At 53.6% G+C, this 23,294-nt stretch carries 25 protein-coding genes and 3 pseudogenes; 10 read left to right on the forward strand and 18 right to left on the reverse strand.

Annotated features, from left to right (window positions below; all coding sequences use genetic code 11):
- The first annotated feature begins 267 nt into the window (after window positions 1-267).
- Window positions 268-759 carry a hypothetical protein gene (locus K5R89_RS07520; RefSeq protein WP_087827943.1) on the forward strand — a complete coding sequence of 164 codons (492 nt, stop codon included), beginning with the start codon at window positions 268-270 and terminating at the stop codon, window positions 757-759.
- 493 nt (window positions 760-1,252) lie between these two features.
- On the opposite strand, the gene K5R89_RS07525 is transcribed toward K5R89_RS07520, so the two are convergent.
- From K5R89_RS07525 to K5R89_RS07540, 4 genes are all read right to left on the reverse strand, one after another.
- Entirely contained in the window at window positions 1,253-2,374 is a 1,122-nt protein-coding gene (locus K5R89_RS07525) for a cupin domain-containing protein (RefSeq protein ID WP_004206634.1), read from the reverse strand.
- An 85-nt stretch (window positions 2,375-2,459) separates the two neighbouring features.
- Window positions 2,460-3,926 (reverse strand): two-component system sensor histidine kinase PhoQ, encoded by a 1,467-nt coding sequence (gene phoQ / locus K5R89_RS07530; RefSeq protein WP_004206635.1) that lies wholly within the window; start codon window positions 3,924-3,926, stop codon window positions 2,460-2,462.
- Window positions 3,926-4,597 carry a two-component system response regulator PhoP gene (gene phoP / locus K5R89_RS07535; RefSeq protein ID WP_004206636.1) on the reverse strand — a complete coding sequence of 224 codons (672 nt, stop codon included), beginning with the start codon at window positions 4,595-4,597 and terminating at the stop codon, window positions 3,926-3,928. The genes phoQ and phoP overlap by 1 nt, the downstream gene beginning before the upstream one ends.
- A gap of 41 nt (window positions 4,598-4,638) precedes the next feature.
- Window positions 4,639-4,857, reverse strand: a complete 219-nt coding sequence (locus tag K5R89_RS07540; RefSeq protein ID WP_137910536.1) for a hypothetical protein — start codon at window positions 4,855-4,857, stop codon at window positions 4,639-4,641.
- A gap of 21 nt (window positions 4,858-4,878) precedes the next feature.
- Between K5R89_RS07540 and K5R89_RS07545 the strand changes: the two genes are divergently transcribed.
- Both K5R89_RS07545 and K5R89_RS07550 read left to right on the forward strand, forming a co-directional pair.
- On the forward strand, window positions 4,879-5,685 hold the full coding sequence (locus K5R89_RS07545; protein WP_023289162.1) for an AraC family transcriptional regulator: 807 nt from the start codon (window positions 4,879-4,881) through the stop codon (window positions 5,683-5,685).
- 83 nt (window positions 5,686-5,768) lie between these two features.
- Window positions 5,769-6,131, forward strand: coding sequence for a cupin domain-containing protein (locus tag K5R89_RS07550; protein WP_087827586.1), 363 nt, complete (start codon window positions 5,769-5,771; stop codon window positions 6,129-6,131).
- A gap of 54 nt (window positions 6,132-6,185) precedes the next feature.
- Here K5R89_RS07550 and purB read toward each other — a convergent pair whose 3' ends face one another.
- From purB to rluE, 5 genes are read right to left on the reverse strand one after another with little or no spacing between them, the layout of a single operon-like run.
- Complete coding sequence (gene purB, locus K5R89_RS07555) at window positions 6,186-7,556, reverse strand: adenylosuccinate lyase (RefSeq protein WP_004176557.1); 1,371 nt, start codon at window positions 7,554-7,556, stop codon at window positions 6,186-6,188.
- A gap of 3 nt (window positions 7,557-7,559) precedes the next feature.
- Window positions 7,560-8,201 carry a high frequency lysogenization protein HflD gene (hflD, locus tag K5R89_RS07560; RefSeq protein WP_004140557.1) on the reverse strand — a complete coding sequence of 214 codons (642 nt, stop codon included), beginning with the start codon at window positions 8,199-8,201 and terminating at the stop codon, window positions 7,560-7,562.
- Window positions 8,202-8,255: 54 nt separating this feature from the next.
- Window positions 8,256-9,362: a tRNA 2-thiouridine(34) synthase MnmA gene (mnmA, locus tag K5R89_RS07565; protein ID WP_012542211.1), complete on the reverse strand. Its 1,107-nt coding sequence runs from the start codon at window positions 9,360-9,362 to the stop codon at window positions 8,256-8,258.
- A gap of 56 nt (window positions 9,363-9,418) precedes the next feature.
- On the reverse strand, window positions 9,419-9,877 hold the full coding sequence (locus K5R89_RS07570) for an NUDIX hydrolase (protein ID WP_004150802.1): 459 nt from the start codon (window positions 9,875-9,877) through the stop codon (window positions 9,419-9,421).
- 16 nt (window positions 9,878-9,893) lie between these two features.
- On the reverse strand, window positions 9,894-10,544 hold the full coding sequence (rluE, locus tag K5R89_RS07575) for a 23S rRNA pseudouridine(2457) synthase RluE (RefSeq protein ID WP_217259094.1): 651 nt from the start codon (window positions 10,542-10,544) through the stop codon (window positions 9,894-9,896).
- 240 nt (window positions 10,545-10,784) lie between these two features.
- Here rluE and icd point away from each other — a divergent pair, with 240 nt between their 5' ends.
- Window positions 10,785-12,035, forward strand: a complete 1,251-nt coding sequence (icd, locus tag K5R89_RS07580) for an NADP-dependent isocitrate dehydrogenase (RefSeq protein WP_023289166.1) — start codon at window positions 10,785-10,787, stop codon at window positions 12,033-12,035.
- 112 nt (window positions 12,036-12,147) lie between these two features.
- Here icd and K5R89_RS07585 read toward each other — a convergent pair.
- Window positions 12,148-12,858 (reverse strand): annotated as a pseudogene (locus K5R89_RS07585) (tyrosine-type recombinase/integrase); the annotation flags it as partial.
- A gap of 299 nt (window positions 12,859-13,157) precedes the next feature.
- On the opposite strand from K5R89_RS07585, the gene K5R89_RS07590 reads away from it, so the two are divergent.
- Window positions 13,158-13,577 (forward strand): translesion error-prone DNA polymerase V autoproteolytic subunit, encoded by a 420-nt coding sequence (locus tag K5R89_RS07590; RefSeq protein WP_023289199.1) that lies wholly within the window; start codon window positions 13,158-13,160, stop codon window positions 13,575-13,577.
- Window position 13,578: 1 nt separating this feature from the next.
- Window positions 13,579-14,844, forward strand: a complete 1,266-nt coding sequence (locus K5R89_RS07595; protein ID WP_087827271.1) for a Y-family DNA polymerase — start codon at window positions 13,579-13,581, stop codon at window positions 14,842-14,844.
- Window positions 14,845-14,849: 5 nt separating this feature from the next.
- Here K5R89_RS07595 and K5R89_RS07600 read toward each other — a convergent pair whose 3' ends face one another.
- On the reverse strand, window positions 14,850-15,110 hold the full coding sequence (locus K5R89_RS07600) for a hypothetical protein (RefSeq protein ID WP_137910534.1): 261 nt from the start codon (window positions 15,108-15,110) through the stop codon (window positions 14,850-14,852).
- A gap of 527 nt (window positions 15,111-15,637) precedes the next feature.
- A complete protein-coding gene (locus K5R89_RS07605) occupies window positions 15,638-16,315 on the reverse strand; it encodes an SOS response-associated peptidase (RefSeq protein ID WP_087827273.1) in 678 nt (225 codons plus the stop codon).
- A gap of 592 nt (window positions 16,316-16,907) precedes the next feature.
- On the opposite strand from K5R89_RS07605, the gene K5R89_RS07610 reads away from it, so the two are divergent.
- Entirely contained in the window at window positions 16,908-18,005 is a 1,098-nt protein-coding gene (locus K5R89_RS07610) for a hsdR (RefSeq protein ID WP_244350961.1), read from the forward strand.
- 117 nt (window positions 18,006-18,122) lie between these two features.
- Here the strand turns inward: K5R89_RS07610 and K5R89_RS07615 are convergent.
- Together K5R89_RS07615 and K5R89_RS07620 are read right to left on the reverse strand one after the other, a co-directional pair.
- A pseudogene (locus K5R89_RS07615) lies at window positions 18,123-18,509 on the reverse strand (recombinase); the annotation flags it as partial.
- Between the two features lie 9 nt (window positions 18,510-18,518).
- Window positions 18,519-18,932, reverse strand: coding sequence for a hypothetical protein (locus K5R89_RS07620; protein WP_040235833.1), 414 nt, complete (start codon window positions 18,930-18,932; stop codon window positions 18,519-18,521).
- A gap of 239 nt (window positions 18,933-19,171) precedes the next feature.
- Between K5R89_RS07620 and K5R89_RS07625 the strand changes: the two are divergent.
- A pseudogene (locus tag K5R89_RS07625) lies at window positions 19,172-19,339 on the forward strand (NADP-dependent isocitrate dehydrogenase); the annotation flags it as partial.
- Between the two features lie 273 nt (window positions 19,340-19,612).
- On the opposite strand, the gene K5R89_RS07630 reads toward K5R89_RS07625, so the two are convergent.
- The 4 genes from K5R89_RS07630 to K5R89_RS07645 all read right to left on the reverse strand — a co-directional run bounded on the left by K5R89_RS07630 (window position 19,613) and on the right by K5R89_RS07645 (window position 21,641).
- Window positions 19,613-20,326 carry a helix-turn-helix transcriptional regulator gene (locus K5R89_RS07630; protein WP_085550708.1) on the reverse strand — a complete coding sequence of 238 codons (714 nt, stop codon included), beginning with the start codon at window positions 20,324-20,326 and terminating at the stop codon, window positions 19,613-19,615.
- Window positions 20,323-20,715: an amino acid-binding protein gene (locus K5R89_RS07635; RefSeq protein WP_032452460.1), complete on the reverse strand. Its 393-nt coding sequence runs from the start codon at window positions 20,713-20,715 to the stop codon at window positions 20,323-20,325. The genes K5R89_RS07630 and K5R89_RS07635 overlap by 4 nt, the downstream gene beginning before the upstream one ends.
- On the reverse strand, window positions 20,708-21,031 hold the full coding sequence (locus tag K5R89_RS07640; RefSeq protein WP_004203706.1) for an antibiotic biosynthesis monooxygenase: 324 nt from the start codon (window positions 21,029-21,031) through the stop codon (window positions 20,708-20,710). Before K5R89_RS07640 ends, K5R89_RS07635 begins: the two co-directional genes overlap by 8 nt.
- Before the next feature lie 136 nt (window positions 21,032-21,167).
- Window positions 21,168-21,641, reverse strand: a complete 474-nt coding sequence (locus K5R89_RS07645; RefSeq protein WP_023289207.1) for an OsmC family protein — start codon at window positions 21,639-21,641, stop codon at window positions 21,168-21,170.
- Window positions 21,642-21,798: 157 nt separating this feature from the next.
- On the opposite strand from K5R89_RS07645, the gene K5R89_RS07650 reads away from it, so the two are divergent.
- Together K5R89_RS07650 and K5R89_RS07655 are read left to right on the forward strand one after the other, a co-directional pair.
- A complete protein-coding gene (locus K5R89_RS07650; RefSeq protein WP_087827277.1) occupies window positions 21,799-22,440 on the forward strand; it encodes a GntR family transcriptional regulator in 642 nt (213 codons plus the stop codon).
- 290 nt (window positions 22,441-22,730) lie between these two features.
- Window positions 22,731-23,276 carry a cysteine hydrolase family protein gene (locus K5R89_RS07655; protein ID WP_217259095.1) on the forward strand — a complete coding sequence of 182 codons (546 nt, stop codon included), beginning with the start codon at window positions 22,731-22,733 and terminating at the stop codon, window positions 23,274-23,276.
- Window positions 23,277-23,294: the final 18 nt, after the last annotated feature.

The raw sequence follows: 23,294 nt of genomic DNA on the forward strand, positions 1-23,294 counted from the left end.
AGCAGAGCGGGTACTTGTCTTCGTGCCGGATGGCGGCTGCGCCTTATCCGGCCTACGGTCCAACCGGTGACTGCTGAACCCGTAGGCCCGGCAAGCGCAGCGCCGCCGGGCGGTCAACAGCAGAGCGGGTACTCGTCTTTATGCCGGATGGCGGCTAACGCCTTATCGGGCCTACAGTCCAACCGGTGACTGCGGAACCCGTAGGCCCGGCAAGCGCAGCGCCGCCGGGCAAAAGCGATAAGGCTAATATTGAGGAGGGAACCTCACATGTCTGACTATCGTCGCAGTTATATCCCCGGCGGCTGCTGGTTCTTCACCGTTAACCTGCAAAATCGCCACAGCGATCTCCTGACGCGGCATATTACTCATCTGCGTATCGCTACAGCGCTGGTTAAAAGCAAAAAACCTTTTCTGATTAACGCCTGGGTGGTTTTACCGGAGCATATGCACTGCATCTGGACCCTGCCTGAGGGGGATACCGATTATTCCGGTCGCTGGCGGGATATTAAAAAAACGTTTACCCGGGCGCTGGCGCAGCGCCACATCTGGCAACCGCGCTTCTGGGAACATGCCATCCGTAATGAAGAAGATTACCGGCGGCATATGGATTACGTTTATATCAATCCCGTTAAGCGCGGTTATGTCCGTCGGGTGCAGGATTGGCCGTATTCGACCTTTCATCGTGATGTGCGCCGGGGATGGTACCCCCCGGAGTGGGCGGGTGAGGTAAGCGAATTTGATGCAGGCGAGAGGCGATAATGCTCGGGTAAGACATTGCCGCCATCGAAACCACGAAGTGCCGGATGGCGGCTAACGCCTTATCCGGCCTACGGTCCAACAGGTGACCGCAGACCCCGTAGGCCCGGCAAGCGCAGCGCCGCCGGGCGGTCAACAGCAGAGCGGGTACTTGTCTTCGTGCCGGATGGCGGCTGCGCCTTATCCGGCCTACGGTCCAACCGGTGACTGCTGACCCCGTAGGCCCGGCAAGCGCAGCGCCGCCGGGCGGTCAACAGCAGAGCGGGTGCCTGTCTTCGTGCCGGATGGCGGGTAACGCCTTATCCGGCCTACGGTCCAACCGGTGACCGCAGAACCCGTAGGCCCGGCAAGCGCAGCGCCGCCGGGCGGTCAACAGCAGAGCGGGTGCCTGTCTTCGTGCCGGATGGCGGCTAACGCCTTATCCGGCCTACGGTCCAACCGGTGACCGCGGAACCCGTAGGCCCGGCAAGCGCAGCGCCGCCGGGCAGGATGGCACTCAGTCGCCAAAGAACCAGTAGCCGCTGTTGACCAGCGCCGCCAGCATGGCGAGGAAAGAGGGATCTTCCAGCGCATCGCCAAAATGGTCGGCGCGCAGCGTCAGGTGGGTGGCTAAGGCGTCCAGCGCCGGGCGGTGCGGAGAGTTGATCTTCTCGCCATTGACGAACACCTCGCCGTCAATGCGCAGCACCCGCAGGCCGCCCAAGCGTTCCAGGGTATCGCCCTGCTGCAGGGCATCGTAAATTTCATCGGGCTGATACGGCGGCTCCGGCGGCGCGACGTCGAGCTCATGACGCGACTGAGTGATAAACTCGCCGAACCACTGCTTAAAGTGCTCCGGTTGGTTAATCAGCCCCAGCATCATCTCGCGCAGGCGGTCGAGTTCGGCCGGTAAAATATCCGCCGGATGGTCGCGGGAGGGCACGTCCGGATCGGCGTAGCGCTGGCTGCCCAGTTCGCGCTGGAGAACGTAGTCGGCAAAGCCGCTGAACAGCTCGCGGGCATTCGGCGCGCGATAGCCGACCGAATAGTTCAGCGAATTTTCCAGCGAATATCCCTCATGCGGGAATCCTGGCGGAATATAGAGAATATCGCCCGGCTCCATCTCTTCATCGATGATCGCCTCGAAGGGGTCAACCTGCAGCAGGTCCGGATGCGGGCAGTGCTGTTTCATCGGCACTTTTTCCCCGACGCGCCAGCGCCGACGGCCAGTGCCCTGGATGATAAACACATCATACTGATCCAGATGCGGGCCGACGCCGCCGCCCGGTACAGAGAAGGAGATCATCAGGTCGTCGATACGCCAGTCCGGCAGAGCGCGAAACGGGTGCATCAGCGCCGCCGACGGCTCATGCCAGTGGTTGACCGCCTGTACCAGCAGGGACCAGTTGTTTTCGCTCAGGTGATCGTAGCTTTCGAAGGGACCGTGACTGACCTGCCATTTTCCATCCTGATGGCTGACAAGGCGGCTATCGACCTCGCTCTCCATGGCCAGTCCAGCCAGTTCGTCCGGGCTCAGCGGGTCGATAAAATTGGCGAAGCCGCGCTTCAGTACCACCGGCCGTTTTTGCCAGTAGCGTTCGATAAAGTCGGGCCAGTTAAGCGTTAATTGATAATCCATATTGATATTCCACTGCAGGTGTCTGACAGGGATTATAACGGATGCGGCGCCCCGGCGATGCAGGCGCCGTGAAAAAACTCCACGATTAACTCTCTTTATCTTCCATCAGCTGGCGGCCAAACACCACCTCCATGCAGGCGCCGCCGAGCAGGCTCTCGCCGGCGATGATCTCCCCGTCATATTGTTCGACGATTTCCCGGGCGACGGAGAGCCCCACCCCCTGGCCGGGACGCAGAGTATCTGCCCGCTGACCGCGGTCGAAGACAGCGCGGCGCTGGCTCGGCGGGATCCCCGGCCCATCGTCTTCCACCAGAATGTGCAGATGGCTGTCGGTGGTCTGGCGCACGGAAACCTCCACGAACTCCAGACAGTACTTACAGGCGTTATCGAGAACGTTACCCATCACTTCCATAAAATCGTTCTGCTCGCCGACAAAACTGATCTCCGGCGAGATGTCGAGCGAGATATTGACCCCCTTGCGCTGATAAACCTTATTGAGGGCGGAGGTCAGGCTGTCGAGCAGGGGGGCGATCGGGTGCAGCTCCCGGCTCAGCAAGGTGCCGCCGCTGCGCATGCTGGCGCGATGCAGATAGTAACCAATCTGCTGCGAAATACGGCTGATCTGCTCCAGCATCACCGGCTCCGCCTCGTCGACGCTGATCTTCTCGCCGCGCAGCGAGCGCAACGTGCTCTGCATCACCGCCAGCGGCGTTTTCAGGCTGTGGGTGAGATCGGTGAGGGTGGTACGGTATTTGTCATAGCGTTCACGCTCGCTGCGAACCAGCCGGTTAAGGTTGCTGACCAGCCGGGTCAGCTCGCGGGTGGTGTTGGGATTGAGCTTCTCGCGGTGATGTTCCTCCAGCTCGCGCACCTCTTTGGCCAGCGACTCGATGGGGCGCAGGCTCCACCAGGCGGCGACCCACAGGAGGGGGATCACCAGCAACAGGTTGGCGGCCAGCACGTAGATAAACCAGCTCCACACCATATAGCTGCGCTTGAGCTCCACCGGGATGGTGTCGACCACCACGATACTGAGCTGGGGCATTTTGCTGGTGGCCGGGTAGAAGTTGATCGCCACCGAGTGGGTCATCTCCGAATCGTCGCCCTGTTCGCGGATGGCGTCCAGCTGTTCCTGAACCTCATGGTTATTGCGCAACAGCATACTGCTGCTGTCGACATCGGCTTCAATTTCATGGAAGCCATTGCGTTTCAGCCAATCCGGTTGAATGCGTTTTGTCAGCCAGGGAACATCGCGCTGCGCCCACAGCAGTTTGCCCTTCTCATCGTAAATAAGGGTCACCGTCGGGCTTTCCATATTCAGATTTTCCGGGATATCGACGTCAATGGCGCCGTTCTCCCATTTGGCCAGCATATAAAAGAGATTGCTCTCGCCGCGCAGCAGACGGAAGGTGGTTTTATCGAAGCTGACGCTGTAGCCCACCAGCGCCACCATGCCATAAGCCAGGGAGAGCACCAGCACCACCCCGGCGGTCGCCAGCAGGAAGCGAACCCGTAACGACAGCGGGAAAATATGCCGTAACAGTCCCTTCATCAGCGCAGTTCGAACAGATAGCCCTGGCCGCGCACCGTGGTGATGACGTCCTGCGGGTATTCAGCCTGAATTTTCTTACGCAGCCGGCCCATCAGCACGTCGATGGTATGGCTTTCACGCAGTTCGGCATCCGGGTAAAGCTGGAGCATCAGCGAATCCTTACTGACCACTTTGCCGCGATTGCGGATCAGGGTTTCCATAATGGTGTACTCAAAAGCCGTCAGCTTGATCGGCTGGTCGTTCACCGACAGCTCGCGCCGGGAGAGGTCGACCTGGAACGGCGGCAGAGAGATCACCTGCGAGGCCAGGCCGCTGTTGCGGCGCAGCAGCGCCTGCATGCGGGCGGCAACCTCTTCAATATGGAAAGGCTTGGTGACGTAATCATCCGCCCCGGCGCTCAGCACTTCGACTTTATCCTGCCAACCTTCGCGGGCGGTCAGCACCAGCACCGGCAGTGACACGTCGTGGCTGCGCCAGCGGCGGATCAACGATAATCCATCTTCGTCCGGCAGACCGAGATCGACGATGGCGATATCCGGGAGATGTTCGCCCAGATAGTAATCCGCTTCCTTGGCATCCTCTGCGGCATCGACCTGATGGCCCAGCTCCTGTAGCTGAACTTTGAGGTGGTGACGCAGCAGGGCATTATCCTCAACCACGAGTACGCGCATGGCTGTTCTCCCTAGCAATTTCGAAAGTAGTCTGACGCTTATTATATACGCAAAATATAAACAGCTGTTAAATAAAGCTTTTTATACAAACGGCGTGCAGCATCGCCGGGCAGGTCGGCGTTGGGCGGCGCCTTTTGCGCACGGGCATGGAACTCCTTCATTCTATGCTTAATTTCAGCAAACGCCCAGCGGCAGGGCGCGGGCAGCGGCGGGTTGGTGATGTTAATTTTTTGTGTAATAGTGCTGGAATTATCCCTCAATGACGCCGCAGGTTATCCATTATGTCTCAGCAGCAGAGCGCGGACTGGGTCAGGCTGGCGCAGTCGCCCAGTCGGACGGAGCGCATCGAAGCCTTCTTCGGCGGCCACGGCTATGAGCCGCACCGGCATGACACCTACGCCATCGGCCAGACGATCGCCGGCGTGCAGAGCTTTCACTATCGCGGCGGGCTACAGCACAGTCTGCCCGGCGGGACGATGGTCCTTCACCCGGACGAAATACACGATGGCGAGGCGGGCACCGAGGCGGGGTTTCACTACCGCATGGCCTATATCGAACCCGCGCTGATCCAGAAGATACTCGGCGGCAGACCATTGCCGTTTATCCCCGGCGGCCTGTCGGCGGATCCACGGCTACGTCGCGCCGCGCAACCGTTGTTGAAAGCGGTCACGGCTACCTTCGAGCCGCTGGAGGAAGAGGACGCCCTGTACGACCTGGCGCAGACCCTGGCCGTGGTCGGCGGGCAGCGTTCCCGTCGCCAGGCGTTTGATTATCAGGCGGCGGAGAGGGCCCGGGAGTATATCCATGCCTGTTTTATGCAGGATATGACCCTCGACATCCTGTCGCAGGTCAGCGGCCGGGACCGCTGGAGCCTGAGCCGCGATTTCAGAACGCTGTATGGCACCAGTCCGTGGCGATACGTCATGATGCGCCGGCTCGATTTTTGTCGCCAGCGGATGCGCGCCGGGGAGCGTCTGGTGGATATTGCCGCCGAGGCGGGCTTTGCCGACCAGAGCCACATGACGCGCCAGTTTATCAGCCGCTTTGGCCTCTCTCCGGGGCGCTGGCTGCGGGCGATCCGCGGCTAAGGCGGCGCAGGTTGCACAATCGTTCAAGCGTGACCGCGGCGCGGTGAACTATGCTGACTGCCTTTATCACAAGGAGACAGCCTATGTATCAACTCGTTAATTTTGCTCCTAAATTTTCCCTGTTCAGCGAACAATGGCAGCCCAAAGTGGTGGCCGAAATGAACGACTATCAGTTCAAGATCGTGCGCATCGCCGGCGACTTTATCTGGCACAGCCATCCGGAAACTGATGAGACGCTGATGGTGGTGGAGGGGGTATTGCGCGTGGACTTCCGCGACGGACATGTGCTGGTGAAGGCCGGGGAGATGATCGTCGTGCCGCGCGGGGTGGAACATAAGACCTCGGCGGAGATGGAAGCGAAGCTGCTGCTGATTGAACCGCGCGGGGTGCTGAATACCGGCCACGAGGGCGGCGAGCGGACGGCGGTGAACGACGTCTGGATCTGATCGCCTTCCGGCGATAAAACGCCCCTCTTTCCGGCGGAAAGAGGGGCAGGGCGATTACTTCAGCTCGTCAACCATGGTGGTTGCCCGACCGATATAGTTGGCCGGGGTCATCGCTTTGAGACGCACTTTTTCCTCTTCCGGCAGGGCGAGGCTGTCAATAAACTGCTTCATCCCTTCCGCGTCAACGCGTTTGCCGCGGGTCAGCTCTTTCAGCTTCTCGTACGGTTTTTCGATACCGTAACGACGCATCACGGTCTGGATCGGCTCAGCCAGTACTTCCCAGTTGTGATCCAGTTCGTCCAGCAGGCGATCCTGGTTCAGCTCCAGCTTGCTGATCCCTTTGAGGGTGGACTGATAGGCGATCAGCGCATAGCCGATGCCCACGCCGAGGTTACGCAGGACGGTGGAGTCGGTCAGGTCGCGCTGCCAGCGGGAAACCGGCAGTTTGCTGGCCAGGTGCTGCATGACCGCATTGGCCAGGCCGAGGTTGCCTTCGGAGTTTTCGAAGTCAATCGGATTCACCTTGTGCGGCATGGTGGAGGAGCCGATTTCCCCGGCGATGGTCTTCTGTTTGAAGTGGTTGAGCGCGATGTAGCCCCACACGTCGCGATCGAAGTCGATCAGAATGGTGTTGAAGCGCGCGATGCAGTCAAACAGCTCAGCGATATAGTCATGCGGCTCGATCTGCGTGGTGTACGGGTTCCACTGAATGCCCAGCGAAGTGACAAACTCTTCGCTGAACTGATGCCAGTCGACTTCCGGGTAGGCGGCGATGTGGGCGTTGTAGTTACCCACCGCGCCGTTGATTTTACCGAGGATTTCCACCTGGTTCAGCTGACGGTACTGGCGCTCCATACGGTAGGCGACGTTCGCCATCTCTTTACCCATGGTGGACGGCGTCGCCGGCTGGCCGTGGGTACGGGAGAGCAGCGGTACATCGCGGTACTGGGTCGCCAGATCTTTTACCGCGTCAATCAGCTTGCGCCAGTAAGGCAGAACCACTTCGTCGCGGGCGGTTTTCAGCATCAGCGCGTGGGAGAGGTTATTGATATCTTCGGACGTACAGGCGAAGTGAATAAACTCCGACACGGCGTGCAGTTCGGCGACGTCAGCGACTTTTTCTTTCAGAAAGTACTCTACCGCTTTCACGTCGTGGTTAGTGGTGCGCTCGATGGTTTTGATGCGCTCGGCGTCTTCGACGCTGAAATCGGCGACGATTTTGTCAAGGAAACCGTTTGCGTCGGCAGCAAAAGCAGGAACTTCCTTGATCGCTGCGTGGGCGGCCAGTTTTTGCAGCCAACGTACTTCCACCTGAACGCGGAATTTCAGCAAACCGAATTCGCTGAAGATACCGCGCAGCGCGCTGACTTTATCGCCGTAGCGGCCGTCTACAGGGGAAACGGCGGTCAGTGAGGATAATTCCATAGATCACAACTCCGGGGTTAAATGAGCAAGAATTTGCTTTGCCTGGTTAACCAGACGATTACGGGAAAACATAAGCTGCAGACGTCCGCCGCCCACCTGATGCCAGAGCACCGCGGCGCGAATCCCCGCCAGCAGCGCTGAGCGAACTTTCGCCTGCACCTGCGGGCTTTGCAGCACGGCAGGGGAGCCGGTCACCTGAATACGCGGGCCCAGCGGGCTTATCACATCGACATAGATGCCCGCCATGGCGCTGAGCAGCGTTTCGGACTGCAGGTCAAAGTGCTCCAGCTGACGGTGCAGGCCGGCGATGCGGTTGCCGAGCGTGTCCATCGCCCCTTTACTGGCGGCGAGCTTGCGCTCCAGCACCATCAGGCTCAGGGTATAGCGGGTGAGTTCCGCATTGAGGCCCTGACGGCTGCTGGTATTGAGCACCCCGAGCAGCGTTTCAAGGCCGAGGCGAAGATTGGCTTCACTGCCACCGAACACCGCCAGCGTCGACTCGGGATCGAGGTCGATGATGCTGTTCAGCGACACATGCAGGGCATCGCTGTCGCAATGTCCCTGATGCGCCAGTTGCTGAACCAGTCGCGCCGCCTGGCAAACGCCAGCCAGCGCCAGGGTGATGTCATAGTAATTCTTCGCCACACATACTCCTTGTCAGCCGCCGGGGCGGTTCGTCCCGGCGGAAATAACGCGCGTTCAGGACTGCAGAGGCAGTCGTTGTTCAATAATTCCGCCGCCGAGGCACACTTCACCCAAATAGAACACGGCGGACTGGCCCGGGGTCACCGCCGCGACCGGCTCATCGAAGCGGACTTCGATACGGTCTTCATCCAGCGCGGTAACGGTGCAGGGGATATCGGTCTGGCGATAGCGGGTTTTCACCGTGCAGCGCAGGGTGCCCTGCAGCGGTTCACGGTCAACCCAGTGCAGCTGTTGGGCAATCAGGCCGACGGACATCAGGCGCGGGTGGTCATGGCCCTGGGCGACGATAAGAATATTATTCTCCACGTCTTTATCGACCACGTACCATGGGTCTTCGCTACCCTCTTTGGTGCCGCCGATACCCAGTCCTTTACGCTGGCCCAGGGTATGGTACATCAGCCCCTGATGGGTGCCGATCTCCTCGCCGTCGACGGTGAGGATTTTGCCCGGCTGCGCCGGCAGATAGCGGCCAAGGAAATCGCGGAATTTACGCTCGCCGATAAAGCAGATGCCGGTGGAATCTTTTTTCTTCGCGGTGATCAGATCCAGCTCTTCAGCGATCTTACGCACCTGCGGTTTTTCCAGCTCACCCACCGGGAACAGGCTCTGGGCAATCTGCTCGTGGCTGAGGGTATAAAGGAAGTAGCTCTGATCTTTGTTGCCGTCGAGACCGCGCAGCAGCTGGCTTTTACCGTCGACATCGGCGCGGCGCACATAGTGCCCGGTGGCGATGTAGTCGGCGCCGAGGTCTTCAGCGGCAAACTCGAGGAAGGCTTTAAATTTGATCTCTTTATTGCACAGAATATCCGGGTTCGGCGTGCGGCCGGCTTTGTACTCTTCCAGGAAGAGCTCAAAGACGTTATCCCAATATTCGGCGGCAAAGTTAACGGTGTGCAGTTCAATGCCCAGCTTATCGCAGACCGCTTGCGCATCGGCAAGGTCGGCGGCGGCGGTGCAGTATTCCTCGCCGTCGTCTTCCTCCCAGTTCTTCATGAACAGGCCTTCCACCTTATACCCTTGCTGCAGCAGCAGGTACGCGGAGACCGAGGAGTCGACGCCGCCGGACATGCCGACGATCACTTTTTTCTGGCTTTCTGACATGGAAATACTCGCTACATTGAACTTCGAGGCGGCGTATTCTAGCACGCGCTCACCGTTCATTCACCCCCTGTGAACGGCCAGTTAAATGCGCCAATCAGCGACAGCGGCTGGCGCGGGTCCTGCAGGTAGCAGCGAATGCTTTCGGCAACCAGCGGCGAGCGCAGGTTTGGCGCGTTAAGAATTTCCTCAGCACTGAGCCACAGGCAGCGATCGATATCGCTGTCGTGCGGTTCAGTGGCGCACAGATCGCTAAGTTCGATGGCGAACAGGAAGCGCAGAAACGGGGTGTTATCGGGGGCCAGCCACTGATGCATGCGGATGAAGTGCTGCGGCGTGGCGCGAATGCCTGTCTCTTCCCACAGTTCACGTTCGGCGGCCTGCAGCAGCGTTTCATTGGCCTCGAGATGGCCCGCCGGCTGGTTCCACAATGCTTTGCCGTTAATGGTCTCTTCGACGATGAGAAATTTATCCTGGGCGTGAACCACGCAGGCAACAGTGACATGAGGTTTAAACATCGCTTTTCCTTTTCGGTTATTCGGCTTTGCGCCAGTCGCCGTTGGCCAGCCCGTCGAGGGTGTAGCCGCCCATGGCGTAGCGGATCAGCCGCAGGGTAGGGAAGCCGACGTGGGCGGTCATCCGGCGCACCTGACGGTTGCGTCCCTCGTAGAGCGTGATCTTCAGCCAGCGGGTGGGGATCGATTTGCGCTCACGAATCGGCGGGTTGCGCGGCCACAGCCAGGCGGGCTCCTCCACAAGTTCTACGCCGGCAGGCAGGGTGGGGCCATCGTTGAGGGTGACGCCGTCGCGCAAAGCGGCCAGCGACTCGGGCGTGGGTTCGCCTTCCACCTGGACGTAGTAGATCTTGCCGGTGCGTTTACCCGGCTGGGTCAGCTTCGCCTGCAGCGCGCCATCGTTGGTCAGCACCAGCAGCCCTTCGCTGTCGCGGTCAAGACGACCTGCGGCGTAGACGCCCGCCACGGGAATAAAATCTTTCAGCGTGCTGCGCCCGGCCTCGTCGGTAAATTGCGGCAACACATCATAGGGTTTATTGAACAAGATCACAGTTTTTGGCTGGCGTTCTTTACGTTGTCTGGTGACTTGTTGTGTGCTGAATCGCTCAACGCGATGTTTTCTAAATGAAGTTTTCTGCATGGTATTTTCAGGCTCTATCAATTGCCGCATTATAGCCTAATTACGAATGCCTTTCATGGACGCAAACATTCAGGTAGTATTGACATGCTCATTACAAATTATTAACAAAAAATTGCTCAAACCGATTCGCAACACAGGCAGGAAGGCGACACGGACGCGATAGCTCCGGTTAGCGGGAAGACCCGGTACTCCGAAGCTGGCCGACTCAGCCAACACCAGGCTCGCGTGAAGAGGGAAGAGCAGAACCAGAAGCGCTCGAAGGAGAGGTTAATGGAAAGCAAAGTAGTAGTTCCGGCGGAAGGTCAAAAAATCACCCTGCAAAACGGCAAACTGAACGTCCCTCATAATCCGATTATCCCGTTCATTGAAGGTGACGGTATCGGCGTTGACGTTACCCCAGCGATGCTGAAAGTGGTTGATGCCGCCGTTGAGAAAGCCTATAAGGGCGAGCGTAAAATTTCCTGGATGGAAGTTTACACCGGTGAGAAATCGACCCACGTCTATGGCCAGGATGTCTGGCTGCCAGCTGAAACCCTCGATCTGATTCGTGACTACCGCGTTGCTATCAAAGGTCCTCTGACTACCCCAGTCGGCGGCGGCATTCGTTCCCTGAACGTGGCGCTGCGTCAGGAGCTGGATCTCTACGTTTGCCTGCGTCCGGTACGTTACTACCAGGGCACCCCGAGTCCGGTTAAGCACCCGGAACTGACCGACATGGTTATCTTCCGTGAAAACTCCGAAGATATCTATGCCGGCATCGAGTGGAAAGCCGACTCTGCTGAAGCAGACAAAGTGATCAAATTCCTGCGCGATGAGATGGGCGTGAAGAAAATTCGCTTCCCGGAACATTGCGGCATCGGCATCAAGCCGTGCTCTGAAGAAGGCACCAAACGCCTGGTTCGTGCAGCCATTGAGTATGCGATCACCAACGATCGTGACTCTGTGACCATCGTTCACAAAGGCAACATCATGAAGTTCACCGAAGGCGCGTTCAAAGACTGGGGCTACCAGCTGGCTCGCGAAGAGTTCGGCGGCGAGCTGATCGACGGCGGCCCGTGGGTGAAAATCAAGAACCCGAACACCGGCAAAGAGATCGTGGTAAAAGACGTGATCGCCGATGCCTTCCTGCAGCAGATCCTGCTGCGTCCGGCGGAATACGACGTTATCGCCTGTATGAACCTCAACGGCGACTACATCTCTGACGCGCTGGCGGCACAGGTTGGCGGTATCGGTATCGCCCCGGGCGCCAACATCGGCGACGAGTGCGCGCTGTTCGAAGCGACTCACGGTACTGCGCCGAAGTATGCAGGCCAGGACAAAGTGAACCCGGGCTCCATCATCCTGTCCGCAGAGATGATGCTGCGCCACATGCAGTGGTTCGAAGCCGCAGACCTGATCGTCAAAGGTATGGAAGGCGCTATCGCCGCCAAGACCGTGACCTATGACTTCGAACGTCTGATGGAAGGCGCTAAACTGCTGAAATGTTCAGAGTTTGGCGACGCGATTATCGCGAACATGTAATCCCGTTGGTGGATTAAGTAAAAGCGGGAGCCGATGGGCTCCCGTTTTTTTTGGAGTGTGCGGAGGCTTCCCCAAAACTTCCCCAAAATTCTTCCCCAAAACTGATTGAAGATCATACTGCTTTTTTACCAACAACGATCCACTCTTTGCCGCGGTCATCATTGTATCTGTCAGTCATTTTCGTTGTTTTGTGGCCCAATAGTTTCTGAGTGTCTATTCCTTGCTCACGATACAAGCGCTCTGAAAGAGACCTCTGTTCATGGAAAGTCGGTGCTGTTCCTTCTTCCCAGGTAAGACCGCTTTTTTCCCGTGCTTTCTTGAACGTTGAAGTAAGTGTTTTGGCTGACACTTGGTCACCACGACTAGCCTGTGAGGTGCTATGGCGAAAATGAACAAGATATTGACTCACCACAGCATCTCTACATTTTGAAATAACATCACTCAGAGTAATATTTAACGCTTCATTTCTGAGAGAAAGGGGAATGGCTAAACGAGTTCCTGTTTTCTCCTGCTCAATATGCAGCGTATCATCCCATACATCCGAAAACTTCATAATGCAAATACCCCCGAGGCGTTGCCCTGTTACAATGGCAAGCAACATTCCACATTGCAAATAAGGTTGTTGTTGTTCGGAGGATGTATAAATAGCCTCCCATTCCTCCAGAGATAGCCTTTGTCTGCTTATCTTATTTCGTGGCTGTTTCGTTGTCTGGGCAGGGTTGTATCCTGGAGGAACATAACCAGCATGTTGAGCCTCTTTAAAAACATCTATTAGTACCATGCGTACAACTTGAGCCATCCTGTTATGACCCTCTCTGCGCATCAGTGACAGTGTAAGCATCATCGTCACGATCTGGCGCCAGGAGTCCAGCGGTTGCCCGGCCCGGTCGGGAACGGTGGCCGCAGGCCCATTGACCAGCTTATCCAGGCGATCGGCGTTATCGAGCAACTGTTCGCAAAACCATCAAACAGGCAAGGCCTGAAAACACTTTTAGACTTACCTTACTCGTTACATCAATGTGTTACGTCAATGGCATAAATTGATAGCCAGAGCCTATATTGATATGTCGCTCTGTTAAAACTACTGTATATAAAAACAGTATTAATGTGAGCGAGTCTATTATGCAGTTCTACACGCCCCTTGAGTTACGTCAGATCATGCTGCTCCCGTTGTACAGCGACCTTGTGCAATGTGGTTTTCCTAGTCCAGCGCAGGATTATGTTGAGCAACGTATCGATCTGAACGAGTTGCTCGTTAACCACCCCAGTGCGACGTATTTTGTCAAAGCCGCCGGCGACAGCATGAAAGACGCCGGCATAGGGGAAGGTGATCTTCTGGTCGTGGATAGCTCAAGAACAGCAGTTCATGGCGATATCGTTATTGCTGCTGTGGATGGGGAATTTACCGTTAAGAAGCTGCAGCTGCATCCAAGGGTTCAGCTTAACCCAATGAACCCTGCATATTCGCCGATAGTAGTCGGTAGCGAGGATACTCTCGACGTGTTCGGGGTGGTTACGTACATCATTAAATCAGCTGGCTAAGATGTTTGCGCTTTGTGATGTGAATTCATTTTATGCATCGTGCGAGACTGTATTTCGTCCTGACCTGAAAGGGCGTCCGGTGGTCGTCCTGTCAAACAACGACGGCTGTGTGATCGCCCGCTCGCCAGAGGCGAAGCCCTTCGTCAAAATGGGTGAGCCTTATTTCAAGCAAAAGGACATGTTTCGCCGGCACGGTATTATCGCGTTTAGCAGCAACTATGAGCTTTATGCCGATATGTCCAACCGAGTGATGACAACGCTGGAGGAACTCTCTCCACGCTGCGAAATTTACAGTATTGATGAGGCATTTTGCGATCTTACTGGTGTTCGTAACTGTCGAGATCTTACCGATTTTGGCAGAGAAATTCGCGAGACGGTTCTGCGCAGGACACACCTCACGGTTGGCGTCGGCATAGCCCAGACTAAAACTCTGGCAAAGCTGGCCAATCATGCGGCGAAACAGTGGCACCGGCAGACCGGAGGCGTGGTGGATCTGTCTAATCTTGATAGGCAGAGGAAGTTGATGGCTTTGATTCCGATGGATGAGGTTTGGGGCGTTGGGCGCCGTATCAGTAAAAAACTGGAGGCCATGGGCATTAAAACGGTACTGCAGCTGGCGGATACCGATATCCGTTTTATCCGGAAACACTTTAACGTTGTGTTGGAAAGAACAGTGCGGGAGCTGCGCGGAGAGCCTTGTCTCGGTCTGGAGGAGTTCGCACCGGTAAAGCAGGAAATCGTTTGCAGCCGTTCGTTCGGCGGTCGTATCACTGAATACCATGAGATGCGCCAGGCGATATGTTCATACGCATCGCGCGCAGCTGAGAAACTTCGTGGTGAGCACCAGTATTGCCGGTTTATCTCCGCATTTGTCAAAACCAGCCCCTTTGCGCTGAACGAGCCGTATTACGGGAACAATGCATCAGTAAAGCTGCTAACGCCAACCCAGGACAGCAGGGACATCATCACCGCGGCGACAAAATGTCTCGATGCAATCTGGCGAGACGGGCACCGTTACCAGAAGGCCGGCGTGATGCTGGGCGATTTCTACAGTCAGGGAGTGGCCCAGCTAAACCTGTTCGATGATAACGCTCCCCGGAGGGGGAGTGAGAAACTGATGGAAGTTCTAGATCATCTCAATGCAAAAGGCGGAAGAGGAACTCTGTATTTTGCAGGGCAGGGGATCCAGGCTGCCTGGCAGATGAAGCGAGAAATGCTCTCGCCTCGATATACTACTAGATACAATGATCTATTAGTTGTTAAATAATTATATTATTCTGATTGTTCGTACTTTTTACTTTGACTCATGCGAATGCCACTTAGTTCTTCTGGCGTAAAGATATAAACACCCTTTGTCTTATTTGCGTCTTTTATTTTTATGGCGATAATATTATCGCCATAATTTCTAATTAACTTGTACTCTTCATTTTTATATGTAAAAACATTGAAATTATCAGTGGTTCGAGCTATGAAAGTACCCATTCCACTTGTAATGGCAAAAAATATTAAAGAAAAGAAAAAGGTAAAGGACATAGCGTTATCAATATATGTTTGTATCCCTTTTTTGTTTTCATCTGGACTGTGTTTGTTGGGGGGCGGGTTTTGCGATAAATTAATAGTAAGGCTAACGCATAGAAAAAGGTATGCAATAGTTACTATAGTAAACGTTTGTGTTTTGAATCCAGATGTTAAGAAGAAAATAAGATTGAATAGTATCCACACTGGAGCGAAACTTAATGTGGTTATGATATACTTGTTTTTTATTTTTTTTGCTATGAGATATCACAATAGGGATGGTCGACATCATATATAGAGCCATAATAAATGCAAGGAAAAGAGAAACAGTAGTGATAATGCTACCCGGTGTTACAGAGATTAATTCTGTAGGGATGCCAAAGTAAACAGAAAATCCCCTTTCATATATATATGCCCCCGTGTAGCAAAGTGCAGTAGCCAGTGCAACTATTAATGTCTCTTTTTTAAAAAAACTATGAAGATTTATATTGCCCATTTCATGACCTCATTATGTATGGTGAAAATTCATACATGAAAGGAGCAGTTTAACCTTTTTGAACAATTTTAATAAGCTCTGCACCCTGATTCTTCACGTTACCTACCGCGCGCGAAACGGGGTGCCATGTAAAGTGGTCTGCTGGTACCGCACCATCTGCAATTATCTCCTCCGCCTCTTTACCTCCTACATCCTGCCTCATCCATTCGCGGGCGGCTTCAGGAGTGAGTACTAGCGGCCGGCGGTCATGAATATCGACCAGCCCTTGATCGGCCGCAGCGGTCACAATCAAAAACCCCTCTACTTCATCTCCGCGCTCGAAAGGGACGCTGCCAATAGTCGCCATGAAGATGGGCTTGCCGTCTTTACGGTGAATGAAGTAAGGCTGTTTCCTGTCGCCTTCCTTTTTCCATTCAAACCAGCCGTCTGTAAAACAAATTGCTCTCCCGTGTTGCCATAGAGGCTTGAACATTCTGCTTGTCGCCGCGGTTTCTACTCGAGCATTAATCAGCGGTGGTTTATCCCACCACCCTGGCGCGTAACCCCAATGAACCGGGTCGAGGTGCAACTGCTCGTCGCGTTCACTCAGGAGTAAAACTTTAGTCCCTGGCGCCACATTGTACCGGCCGATTGGTTCTGGATTATAGGCGATGTCACGCTCAGCTTCTTCGGCAAGGTAAGCCAGATATTCTTCGCGTGTCTGTGATTGGGCAAATCGTCCGCACATGGTTACCTCCAGTAGTTATTCGGAAAGTATAGAAGACAGAAAATTGAGCACTTTTTAGGGAGGGAAATAGCCCCGGAGTAGTTGTTATTGATGGGGTTTCTCCCCCGTTTCACCCCACTAACTCCCCGCGCAAAAAGCAGGCATAAAAAAACCAGCCTTAGAAGGCTGGTTTCTCTGGGTTTTTTGGTCGGCACGAGAGGATTTGAACCTCCGCCCCCCGACACTCCATGACACCGCTTTCAAAACGCTGAAAGCCGCGCCATTGCTGGTGGTGTGATGTATTCGTATGTATAAACAAAAAGTGCTTTTTTGAAAAATCTGCGCTATACACATCAATGAGTTAGGAGGTAGTTTCTCCCCATATAATTCTGGTGTATTAACTTCGAAAGTGGCGTAAAACAAAATCAACCAAGATGATGATTAATAATTACATAACCATTCTGAGATACCACTAACGCGTCCAAGTAATGAACTCACGTTAGAGCGGGAAAGTAGTCCACGTTTGTCGATCATATAAACTTGAACGTTTACACTAAGACATACAGACTTTGCTCCAATGTCTATGGGGTGGAAATCATTAAAGGAGAGAATGATGTGCGATGATGACTCAGATCAAGATGTTCCGAAGCAACGTGAGCTCAGTCAGGATGTGCTGGCATTGATCAACAATGGTTTGGAGTTTTTGGATAAGGCCAGGATGGAGTTAGAAAGCTCTAAACTGAAATTTTCTATTGTCAGTTTTTGGACCGCGGTTGAAATTTTATTGAAGGTACCATTGGCTCATGAGCACTGGTCATTGGTATGCAGTCCGAAGAAACCAATAAAAAAACAGGCTTATCTTGCCGGCGATTTTCAATCAGTAACCTATGAAGAAACCCGGGAAAGATTGAAGGACGTACTTGAAAACCCTCTTGATAAAGAAACGAATGATGCCTTTGATAAAGTTAGAAAGCATCGTAACCGTGTTGTACATTTCTTCCATCCAACTTTCAGTGCTGCTGAAGAACATACAATACTCAAAGAACAAGCAGACGCTTGGTTCGCTCTTAACCGATTATTAAGGGACGATTGGAAAATTATCTTCCGAGCTAACCATAATTTTAAGTTGGCTTTAAACGAAACGCGCCTGATAAGAGGGAATGAATTTTACGCTAAAATACGGCTTAAGCAAGTTCAGCCAGAACTCGAACAAATTGCTAAACAAGACATTCAGATAGGTAACTGCACGGAATGCCATCAGGATGCAACAGTAACTGAAACGATAATCATTAGTAATGAAAATCGTAAGCTTGAAGTTACACGGTGTAAGGTATGCACAAGTTCAGTACGAAAAATTACTTTAGCTTGCCCAAGTTGTGAAGTAATTCATGTACTACCTGAAGGTGATGAAGAATTCGAATGTAAAGATTGTGGATACTCATCTGAAAGATATGAATTGTTTGATGAGGAGCTTGTTTACAGTTTGGATCAGCAAGAGTTTTCGGATTTTCCTGCTGGATGTACAAATTGTATGAAACCTGACAGCGTTTGTATCTTCGGAGAAGGGTTTTTATGTGTCGAATGTTTGAATTATTATAAAAAGATGTCTCAATGCAAATATTGTGAACATCTTAGCAACCAGGTTCCTTTAAATAGTCGTGCCTACGGATGTGAATTTTGTGATGGTCCTCAAAATTATATTGGTGACTAAGGTGTTGCCTGAAATATAAATTTCGGCACAGACTTATATTTTATGTTAAGTTTTTTCTCTGTGCCATGGGGGTGGTAATTGATAATAGTGTTAATAAATTTTTTTAATATAATCGCATTACCTAGATTGAATTTCTCCGTGGGGTACAACAACCCAATCTATATGGTTTTGTGTGTAGATCTTTGTCGACTTTGCATCGCTATGCGCCATTCGTCCTTGTGGACCTATACCCTGCTGATCGAAAAGATGAGCGGCCAACGCCCGGATTTCGTGAAAGGTTGGTCTTTCATCCATCGTCAGTTTATCGTATAAACCTTGTTTATCTCGCACCGCGGAAAAGGACCGGCTCAGATAATCTGGAGCAACATGTGTCGGGTGTGAAACCTCTTTACTATGTTTAATTTTCCGCTCAGGAATCCGATGAGCGACAAATGGGATGACCACATTATCGCGGTTGCCGTCAATAATCCATTTCAATTCTTCCCCGAGCGGGATTGCGACATAACGGTGGTACTATTTGACATATGCAGCGCAGGTGTTGCATTTGTATTTGCCAAAGACTTTAAAATGACCACTAACACTACTCATTGAAGACAGTTTATTCTCAGGCCCTTCATAGCATTTTGGGCAAAAAGGTCCATTTGCCTTGCCTTCAATGGGCGTGCGACGCCAATATACAGCATCGCGAAACTCACATTCATCAGAAGCGTTAAGTTTCGCTTGCAGCTCTTCAATTTTCTGTTTCATTTCGAACATTTCAATCTGAGCATCAGCTAGGTCAATCTTAGCATCAGATAACGCTGAATAAAGCTCGCTAAACTTAAGCCTCATCTCAGCATCATTATAAGCGCTAGTCGCATTTTTAAGGTCTTTAGCTAAATCAAAGGCTGTTTTTAGTGCTGCTAAACCAGAAACGATATCTGCCATGCTTTATACCTCTCGTCTATGCGAAGCCTAAAGAATTTAACTCAGGAAGCACATTGTACATTGGAGGAGGTATGAGCGAATGTGAATACCGTCAACTTAGTTTCCTAAAGTTCATTCCCCAAAACGAAGATTTAAATTAGCTAAATCAACAAGTTAAATAATGTGATTTAAGGTGGTAAAAATTCGATTAAATGGCGAAATCAATAATAAAATTAGTCACTTAAATATTTATGTCGTAGATATTGCTGCGCCACATGCAGTGGTTCGAAGCCGCAGACCTGATCGTCAAAGGCATGGAAGGCGCTATCGCCGCCAAGACCGTGACCTATGACTTCGAACGTCTGATGGAAGGCGCTAAGCTGCTGAAATGTTCAGAGTTTGGCGACGCGATTATCGCGAACATGTAATCCCGTTGGTGGATTAAGTAAAAGCGGGAGCCGATGGGCTCCCGTTTTTTTAGCGCATGCAGGCCGTTATTTTACCGGGCGCTCGCTGCGCGGTGCCATCGCCGATTTCCCGCAACACAATGTCCATCAAAGCCATGCACCTCGTGACAGGGATAGCTCAGTTTACCGCGAGATCGCGAGCGGGTATGGATTGAACGCCAGGGGCCATACTGATGGCCCGACTGGCTTAAACCGGCTCCGTTCGGCGAAAATGTGATATAGCCTAAACTCAGGCTATCCGTTCACCTTCAGATTAAACAGTCGGGACAGCGCCGCTCTGCCGCTATCCGTCACTTGCACTTCCCGATATCCCGGCGCGCGGGTTATCCATCCTTTTTGCTCAAACAGCGCCAACAGCGCCGATCCGGCGTCGCCTCCCAGATGAAAACGTCTTTCGCTCCAGTCAAGACAGGGGCAGCAAGGCTTACGTCGCGGTCGAACGTTAAGTACTGCGCCCAGGCTTTCAAGCTGGGTTTTACCGGCTGACGTCAGGGACTGCCCATCTGCCGTCAGCCATTTTTCCCGCAGCATAAACTCATAAATATTCACCGCCAGTTCGCCCGCCAGATGGTCGTAGCAGGTGCGGGCGTAGCGAAGCGTAACCGGCGTGCTGGTGGCCAGCGCCTTATGCGCCTGCATTGAGACGCCCATCAGGTTTTCCAGCAGCCCGGCGATATGCGGGCCCGCCAGACGGTAATAGCGGTGGCGCCCCTGCGCGAGACACACCACCAGCCCGTTGCTGAGCAGCCGGGCAAGATGTCCGCTGGTGGTGGAGGCGGAGACCTCGGCGACCGTGCTGAGCTCGGTCGCCGTCCATGCGCGCCCGTCCATCAGCGCGCAGAGAATACTGACCCTTGACGGGTCGGAGAGGGCTGAGGCCACCATCGCCATCGCGGTTTCCAGTGCCGCCTCTGGCTCACTGTCTTGCTGCGTTTTCAGGAGATTCATTCAGAAAGTATGGCCCATTTTTTGGTCACTTCCGCTGCCCGGGTGTCATCATCGGTAAGGAGAATGAGCCGGTTACGGTGGTCGCTGTACTGTACCAGAATATTAATACCGTTGCGGGCCAGGGTGTCGGCAATGTCTCCCAGTTCCCCGGGTCGTTCCTGGGGTAACTTGCGTATCAGAGGACGGCATACATCGCTGACTGTAAATCCGGCCTCGGTCAGCACCCTGCGGGCTGTCTCACCGTCTGCTACCAGAAAATGTGCATGTCCGGCATCAGGCGTGGTGAATACCCCACCACCTTCGAGACCCACACCGTTGTTGCCCAGCGCTATACCCATTGCGCCAAGCGAGCCCGGCGTGTTGCTGAGAATGACGTGAATATCATACATCTGGCTGTGCTCCCCGATCCGATGAGTAATCCCGGAACACGCGGGCAACGCGTATTCTGTAATATGAAAAAATCGATGCTTTGCCTTCGCGCTGGGCAGCCAGATGCCGCTCATTTTGCTGCCAGTTGGCCACCGATGCTTCATCTTCCCACCAGGATAACGAAAGGATTTTGCCGGGTGAATTCAGGCTCTGAAAACGCTCGATGGCGATAAACCCCGGCGTGTCTGAAAGCAAAGGCGTCAGCCCGGCCGCCAGCTGAAGATATCTTTCCTGTGCTTCCGGTAAGGCGTCGGCCTCAAAAAGTACCGCAATCATAAGTCTGCTCCGTGGTGAATTTCCCTGCAGTCTAATGACGGCCAGAGCAGGATGCTTCGGTGTGCAGCGAAATGTGGCTGAGGTTGGATACCCCAGCCACATTTCCTGAGCGCCGGATGACCGCGCCAGAAACGAGTTACTCTGCGTTAAAGATAATAAATTCAGGCTGGTAGCTGACCGGGAAATTGACCGAGCGGGCGATAAAACAGACGTGATGGATCTGCTGATGAATGGCCGCGGCGGCGTCGAGATCGGTACCTGGTAATACGGTGATTTTCGGCCTGAGGGTAGCAGAAATAAAGCGACCCGCGCCCCCTTTTAATACTTCGCCCGTTGCCACCGGCGAGTCCTGATATTCCATGACCGTAATGCCGGCATCTGAGGCCAGATGTAAGTACCACAGCATGTGACAGGCAGAGAGAGAAGAGAGCAGGAGATCTTCCGGGTTCATTTTGCCGGGATCGCCGCCCAGTAATGGATCATTTGAACAATGAATGGGTTCTTTTCCCTTTACCGCGATATCCCAGGTTCGGGCATAAGCCTTGTAACCAGAGGTACCCGTGCCCTGATTGCCGGTCCATGTGATATGACTGGTATAAGCATGTTCCATTGGTTTGCCTTTCTCTAGAGAGGGATGAATTTCTTCACTGCGGTATCGTCCAGGTGCATTGCCTGAACGAAGCCGCAGGTAGAATCGCAAGGTTGTCATAACGTTGGCTAGAATGGCATAATGGTATACCATTTATGAATGATGTAAAGAGAGCCAAATGAACGCTGCTACCCGTTCGACCGCCGACATCCTTGCCAGTGAGTTAAAAATCTTAATCAACAAGGGGGCATTGCGAGATGGCGACCGGCTTGTGGAGCGCGACCTGGCCTGCCAGTTTTCTGTCAGCCGTATCCCAATGAGAGAAGCGATACAGCAGCTTGAGCGCGAAGGTCTGGTTGAGATTTACAGAAATCGCGGCGCGGTGGTGAAAACGCTGACGGCCGCAGATGTCGATGAAATTTATCAGCTGCGGGCACTCCTGGAAGGTGAAGCCATTTTTCATAGCCTGGAAAATATGGACCCGGAAACGCTTGCCCGGGCAGAGCTGGTGCATCAGCTGCTGAGCAGCGCTTCTGAACCCGAGCAGCAGGGGAGGTATAACCGGGAGTTTCATGAACTGCTGTATCGGAAGTGTAACAATCAGCGCCTGTTGAAGATGATCGGTGAATTGCGCGAGCAGATTGAAAGATATGAGCTTTTTCAGAACAGACTGCTGTCGGATACGCTGAAATTCCAGGATGAGCATCAGCAGATCCTGATGGCCTGCCAGCAAAATAATCCGCAGGAGGCTCGGGCATATACCGTGAAACATATTCTTTCAGCAGGCGAAACCCTTCGCGCCTATATTGTAAGCCGTTAATGGTTGCGTAAAGCGGCTGCGTTGTTCAGGCATAAATTGCAATCCGTCTCAGCTCAATGCTATAAGAAAAGAGCCGTTATAATGGCGCTTATGTTTTATCTGTAAAGAATAAGTGAAGGTCAGATAATGATTACGTCAGTGCAGCCAACCACCACCGTCACCACCACGACCGTAACCTGCGGTGATGTGGGCGTATCTGTGACCGGCTCCTGACAAACAGATCCTCACTCCCCGCCAATGTGGACGGGGAGCGTCTTCTCCGTTCGTGACAGACTGAATGGAGACCCATCATGATTTCATCTGAACATGTCCTGTTAATTATCGATATGCAGCAGGGGCTTTTCCGTGGCCCGGTTTCCCCGTATCAGGCCGATGCGCTTCTGGCGAACGTTTGCCTGCTGATTGAAAAAGCGAGACAGGCTGAGGTGCCAGTCTTCTTTGCCCGCCATACCGGGCCTGACGACTCTCCGTTCTCCGCGCAAAGTCCATTAACCCAACTGCTGCCTGAGATGGGGGTTAACTGCGAGCGGGATATCGTTTTGATTAAAAAATACCCCTCCTGTTTCCAGCAAACTGACCTTGAGCATCAGCTCGCCCAGGCCGGCGTAAAACAGCTGGTTATTGCCGGGATGAAAACCGAATTCTGCGTGGACACGACCTGCCGAGCGGCATCGGCGCTGGGATTACGGACGGTGTTGATCTCGGATGCGCACTCAACCATGGATAACGAACGTTTATCAGCGCCTGACATCATTGGCCATCACAATGTCACCCTTGCGGGGCCCTTTGTGACGCTGTCGACTGCGGCAGAGTGGCGCTTTTCGGCAGAGAAATAAGGATGAAGAAAGGGAGCC

The sequence above is a fragment of the Klebsiella sp. TF21-TM genome, assembly GCF_019753495.1.
GTDB classification, from domain to species: Bacteria; Pseudomonadota; Gammaproteobacteria; order Enterobacterales; family Enterobacteriaceae; genus Klebsiella; species Klebsiella quasipneumoniae.

What these genes read in the sequence shown, in the direction of transcription:
- K5R89_RS07610 (WP_244350961.1), top strand. Translation starts at nt 16,908, where the DNA reads ATGTGCGATGATGACTCAGATCAAGATGTTCCGAAGCAACGTGAGCTC.
- K5R89_RS07640 (WP_004203706.1), bottom strand. Translation starts at nt 21,031, where the DNA reads ATGATTGCGGTACTTTTTGAGGCCGACGCCTTACCGGAAGCACAGGAA.
- icd (WP_023289166.1), top strand. Translation starts at nt 10,785, where the DNA reads ATGGAAAGCAAAGTAGTAGTTCCGGCGGAAGGTCAAAAAATCACCCTG.
- purB (WP_004176557.1), bottom strand. Translation starts at nt 7,556, where the DNA reads ATGGAATTATCCTCACTGACCGCCGTTTCCCCTGTAGACGGCCGCTAC.
- K5R89_RS07550 (WP_087827586.1), top strand. Translation starts at nt 5,769, where the DNA reads ATGTATCAACTCGTTAATTTTGCTCCTAAATTTTCCCTGTTCAGCGAA.
- K5R89_RS07525 (WP_004206634.1), bottom strand. Translation starts at nt 2,374, where the DNA reads ATGGATTATCAATTAACGCTTAACTGGCCCGACTTTATCGAACGCTAC.
- K5R89_RS07650 (WP_087827277.1), top strand. Translation starts at nt 21,799, where the DNA reads ATGAACGCTGCTACCCGTTCGACCGCCGACATCCTTGCCAGTGAGTTA.
- K5R89_RS07595 (WP_087827271.1), top strand. Translation starts at nt 13,579, where the DNA reads ATGTTTGCGCTTTGTGATGTGAATTCATTTTATGCATCGTGCGAGACT.
- K5R89_RS07655 (WP_217259095.1), top strand. Translation starts at nt 22,731, where the DNA reads ATGATTTCATCTGAACATGTCCTGTTAATTATCGATATGCAGCAGGGG.
- phoP (WP_004206636.1), bottom strand. Translation starts at nt 4,597, where the DNA reads ATGCGCGTACTCGTGGTTGAGGATAATGCCCTGCTGCGTCACCACCTC.
- K5R89_RS07630 (WP_085550708.1), bottom strand. Translation starts at nt 20,326, where the DNA reads ATGAATCTCCTGAAAACGCAGCAAGACAGTGAGCCAGAGGCGGCACTG.
- K5R89_RS07645 (WP_023289207.1), bottom strand. Translation starts at nt 21,641, where the DNA reads ATGGAACATGCTTATACCAGTCATATCACATGGACCGGCAATCAGGGC.
- K5R89_RS07570 (WP_004150802.1), bottom strand. Translation starts at nt 9,877, where the DNA reads ATGTTTAAACCTCATGTCACTGTTGCCTGCGTGGTTCACGCCCAGGAT.
- K5R89_RS07590 (WP_023289199.1), top strand. Translation starts at nt 13,158, where the DNA reads ATGCAGTTCTACACGCCCCTTGAGTTACGTCAGATCATGCTGCTCCCG.
- K5R89_RS07635 (WP_032452460.1), bottom strand. Translation starts at nt 20,715, where the DNA reads ATGTATGATATTCACGTCATTCTCAGCAACACGCCGGGCTCGCTTGGC.
- mnmA (WP_012542211.1), bottom strand. Translation starts at nt 9,362, where the DNA reads ATGTCAGAAAGCCAGAAAAAAGTGATCGTCGGCATGTCCGGCGGCGTC.
- K5R89_RS07545 (WP_023289162.1), top strand. Translation starts at nt 4,879, where the DNA reads ATGTCTCAGCAGCAGAGCGCGGACTGGGTCAGGCTGGCGCAGTCGCCC.
- phoQ (WP_004206635.1), bottom strand. Translation starts at nt 3,926, where the DNA reads ATGAAGGGACTGTTACGGCATATTTTCCCGCTGTCGTTACGGGTTCGC.
- K5R89_RS07600 (WP_137910534.1), bottom strand. Translation starts at nt 15,110, where the DNA reads ATGTCCTTTACCTTTTTCTTTTCTTTAATATTTTTTGCCATTACAAGT.
- K5R89_RS07620 (WP_040235833.1), bottom strand. Translation starts at nt 18,932, where the DNA reads ATGGCAGATATCGTTTCTGGTTTAGCAGCACTAAAAACAGCCTTTGAT.
- rluE (WP_217259094.1), bottom strand. Translation starts at nt 10,544, where the DNA reads ATGCGGCAATTGATAGAGCCTGAAAATACCATGCAGAAAACTTCATTT.
- K5R89_RS07605 (WP_087827273.1), bottom strand. Translation starts at nt 16,315, where the DNA reads ATGTGCGGACGATTTGCCCAATCACAGACACGCGAAGAATATCTGGCT.
- K5R89_RS07520 (WP_087827943.1), top strand. Translation starts at nt 268, where the DNA reads ATGTCTGACTATCGTCGCAGTTATATCCCCGGCGGCTGCTGGTTCTTC.